At 62.1% G+C, this 3,927-nt stretch carries 3 protein-coding genes and 1 tRNA gene; all 4 read left to right on the top strand.

What is annotated here, in order from left to right; all coding sequences use genetic code 11:
* Positions 1-403: JAB domain-containing protein (locus EBBID32_RS17125; RefSeq protein ID WP_231382234.1), on the top strand; the 403-nt coding region annotated here is incomplete at its 5' end.
* A 103-nt stretch (positions 404-506) separates the two neighbouring features.
* A tRNA-Pro gene (locus tag EBBID32_RS17120) sits at positions 507-583 on the top strand.
* Positions 584-867: 284 nt separating this feature from the next.
* On the top strand, positions 868-2,502 hold the full coding sequence (locus EBBID32_RS17115) for a TldD/PmbA family protein (RefSeq protein ID WP_006961809.1): 1,635 nt from the start codon (positions 868-870) through the stop codon (positions 2,500-2,502).
* Between the two features lie 20 nt (positions 2,503-2,522).
* Positions 2,523-3,857, top strand: a complete 1,335-nt coding sequence (locus EBBID32_RS17110) for a TldD/PmbA family protein (RefSeq protein WP_006961808.1) — start codon at positions 2,523-2,525, stop codon at positions 3,855-3,857.
* The last annotated feature ends 70 nt before the right edge of the window (positions 3,858-3,927 follow it).

Here is a 3,927-nt window from a genome sequence, read left to right as displayed (position 1 = left end):
ATGGCCGCCCGCCAATCTCCCGTTCGTTCTGGACCAGATTGTCGGGCGTCTTTCACCGAAATGGCGTGGCTTGGACTGGCGATGCCGAACCCGCCTGCGTCAGACTTCCCGCATGGCGAAACTGGACCTACTCATCCTCGACGCCGCATGGCGTCCACGCGATCGCGTGCCGCTGGTCGATGACTGGCGCGCCGTTATCGGCCGGTTATTGGCGCTCGACGGGCGATGGCTGGCGCTCCACCAGCAACGGCTGGGCGATGCCCCCGCTTTGCCCCACCCGGCCGACATCGCCGTGACCCGCGCCCTCACCCGGCGGCTGCACCCGCTCGACATGCGACTGGCCGATCATATGATCGAAGCCGGCGAAACCCGGTTCAGTTTCCGCGCCGCCGGACTGTTGTAGGCGCGCAAAAAAAGCCGCTCTGGCCGCTTGCCAGTCTGAAAAGCCGCCTCTATAGGCTGCGGCCTGCCTTACGGGGTCGCTTGATGGCGGCTTCGGCATCGGTCGGGGAATAGCTCAGCCTGGTAGAGCACTGTCTTCGGGAGGCAGGGGCCGGAGGTTCGAATCCTCTTTCCCCGACCACATTATTTCAAACATTGTGAAATGATCCACCCCTTCATGGGGAACGGCCACTTGCGCCGGATTTTGTTGCGTCCACGCAACGTCCGGCCCGTTGGGCGGTGGCCAGCGACTTTCGACAGATGGCATCTGTCGAAAGCGGGCAGCCCCAAGTTGCGCAGTCGTAAAAGATGTTTGACCCAGCCCCGCCCTGCCGCGATGATCCCGCCCATCGGTACGGCCGACCGGCCGCATCCCAAGCACAATCCGACCCGCTAAGTGCGGGCATTTGCAGGTGGAGACGAACCTTGCACAGAAGAGATTTTCTGGCCTTTGGCACCATGGGCGTGGGCGGCCTGATCCTGCCGTCGATGTTCGGCAAGGTCATCGCCGCCGAGGAATTGGGCAGCGTCATCGATGTCGCGGTCAAGAAGGCGCTGGCCGACGCAGGGATGAATGCGGCCAGGAGCGCAGGCGCGACCTATTGCGACGTGCGCGTCGGCCGCTACCTGCGCCAATTCGTCATCACCCGCGAGCGCAATGTCGAAAATATCGTCAACACCGAATCGAGCGGCGTGGGCATCCGCGTGATCGCAGGCGGCGCATGGGGCTTTGCCGCCACCAACGAGATGACGAGGGAAGCGGTCGCAAAGGCCGCAGCGCAGGCTGTCGCCATCGCCAAGGCCAATGCGCCTACCCAGTCCGCGCCGGTGCAACTCGCCCCGGTCAAGGGCGCAGGCGAGGTCAGCTGGCGCACGCCGATCGTCAAGAACAGCATGACCGTGCCGATCAAGGACAAGGTCGACCTGCTGATGGGCGTCAATGCCGCCGCTATGGATGCAGGTGCGGACTTCATCCGATCCATCCTGTTTCTGGTCAACGAGCAGAAATATTTCGCCAGCACCGACGGCAGCTATATTGACCAGGACGTCCACCGCATCTGGGCGCCGATGGAGGTCACCGCCGTCGACAAGGCGACCGGCAAGTTCCGCGTGCGCGAAGGCCTGTCGGCACCCATGGGGCTGGGCTTTGAATATCTGGATGGCGCGGCGTCGGGCAAGACCGTGCTGCCCAACGGCGTCATCGTCTATGGCAACAGCTATGACATGAAGGAGGACGCGATCGCCGCCGCCAAGCAGGCGCGCGCGAAGATCAAGGCGCCTTCGGTCAAGCCCGGCAAATATGATCTGGTGCTCGATCCGTCGCACACCTGGCTGACGATCCACGAATCGGTCGGCCATCCGCTCGAACTCGACCGGGTGCTGGGCTATGAAGCTAATTATGCCGGCACCAGCTTTGCCACGATGGACAAGCTGAAGGCCAATTTCCAATATGGCAGCGACAAGGTGAATATCGTCGCCGACAAGACCCAGCCCGGCAGCCTGGGTGCGGTCGCCTTCGATGACGAAGGCGTCAAGACCAAGAAGTGGGACCTCATCCGCAACGGCAAGCTGGTCGGTTATCAGGCGATCCGCGATCAGGCGCATATCGAGGGCAAGAGCGAGAGCGACGGCTGCTGCTACGCCGACAGCTGGTCCAATGTCCAGTTCCAGCGCATGGCCAATGTGTCGCTGGAACCCGGCAAGGCCAAGCAAAGCGTTGCCGACATGATCTCCAATGTCGAGGATGGCATCTACATCATCGGCGACGGCAGCTTCTCGATCGACCAGCAGCGCTATAACGCCCAATTTGGCGGGCAGCTCTTCTACGAGATCAAGAACGGCAAGATCACCCAGCAGATCGAGGATGTCGCCTACCAGATCCGCACCCCGGAATTCTGGAACGGCTGCGCCGGGGTCTGCGACGCCAGCGACTATCGCCTTGGCGGCTCCTTCTTCGACGGCAAGGGCCAGCCCGCGCAGGTTTCGGCCGTGTCGCACGGCTCCAGCACCGCGCGTTTCAACGGCATCAACGTCATCAACACCGCCCGTTCGCTCGGTTGATCGGTCAGGGAGACAAGAATATGAGCATCCTTTCCGAAGCACAGGCCAAGGCGATCCTCACCAAGGTCGTGGGCTTTTCCAAGGCGGACGAATGTACCGCGCAACTGACCGGGGCGATCCGGGGCAATGTGCGCTTCGCCCGCAACGACGTGTCGACCGCAGGCATTACCGACAATATCGAACTGTCGGTGCAGGTCGCCTATGGCAAGCGGGTCGGCATCGCGACCATCAACCAGTTTGACGACGCCGCGCTGGAGCGCGTGGTGCGCCGGGCGGAGGAACTGGCGAAGCTGGCCCCTGAAAATCCCGAATTCATGCCCGCTGTCGAAAAGCAGAGCTACACGCCTACCCCGACATTCAGCGCCGCCACGGCCGGGATTACGGCCGATTATCGTGCCAAGGTAGCGATCGATTCGATTGCGCCCTGCCGCGCCGAAAAGCTGATCGCCGCGGGCTATCTGGAGGATCAGGCCGGGTTCGTCGCCTTCATGAACAGCAAGGGCAATTACGGCTATCAGACCGGCACCAGCGCCGATTATACCTGCACCGTCCGTACTGAGGATGGGCGCGGGTCCGGCTGGGTCGGGCATAATGTGCAGGATGTCGCGACCTTCAACGCGGGCGAGGACATTCGCGTCGCGATGCGCAAGGCGAGCGCATCGGCGGACGCCAAGGCGCTGGAGCCGGGCAAATATACCGTCATTCTGGAACCGGCAGCAGCCGCTGGCCTGATCCAGTTCATGTTCTTCTATTTCGACGCGCGGTCGGCCGATGAAGGCCGTAGCTTCCTGTCGAAAAAGGGCGGCGGCAACAAGCTGGGCGAACAGGTGTTCGGGCCGCAGGTCAATTTCTTTGCCGACCCTGCCTATCCTGGCGCGGCCGTCTATCCGTGGGACGAAGAAGGCCTGCCGCGCAAGAAGATGCCAATCGTCGAGAATGGCAAGCTGCTGAACATGGAATATTCGCGTTACTGGTCGCAGAAGCAGGGCAAGCCCGCCATGGCGCAGCCGGGCAATCTGATCATGACTGGCGGCACCAAATCCACCGCCGATCTGGTACGCACGACCGAGCGCGGCATATTGGTATCGCGCACCTGGTATATCCGCATGGTCGATCCGCAGACGGTGCTACTGACCGGTCTGACCCGCGATGGCACCTTCTACATCGAGAACGGCCAGATCAAATATCCGATCAAGAATTTCCGCTTCAACGAATCCCCGGTCATAATGCTCAACAATGTCGAGGAACTGGGCAAACCAGTGCGGGTGAAGGGTGACGAAGCGGACGCCCCCATGGTCGTCCCGCCGATGAAGCTGCGCGACTTCACCTTCACCTCGCTGTCGGACGCGGTGTGATATCAACGAATGTGATCCTCCCCCTTGTGGGGGAGGTGGCTGGCGCAGCCAGACGGAGGGGTGTCGTCCT

This window comes from Sphingobium indicum BiD32, assembly GCF_000382885.1.
GTDB classification, from domain to species: domain Bacteria; phylum Pseudomonadota; class Alphaproteobacteria; order Sphingomonadales; family Sphingomonadaceae; genus Sphingobium; species Sphingobium japonicum_C.
This window is presented reverse-complemented; position numbering and strand designations above follow the sequence as displayed.

Coding starts and splice junctions, on each gene's coding strand:
- EBBID32_RS17110 (WP_006961808.1), top strand. CDS start 2,523: ATGAGCATCCTTTCCGAAGCACAGGCCAAGGCGATCCTCACCAAGGTC.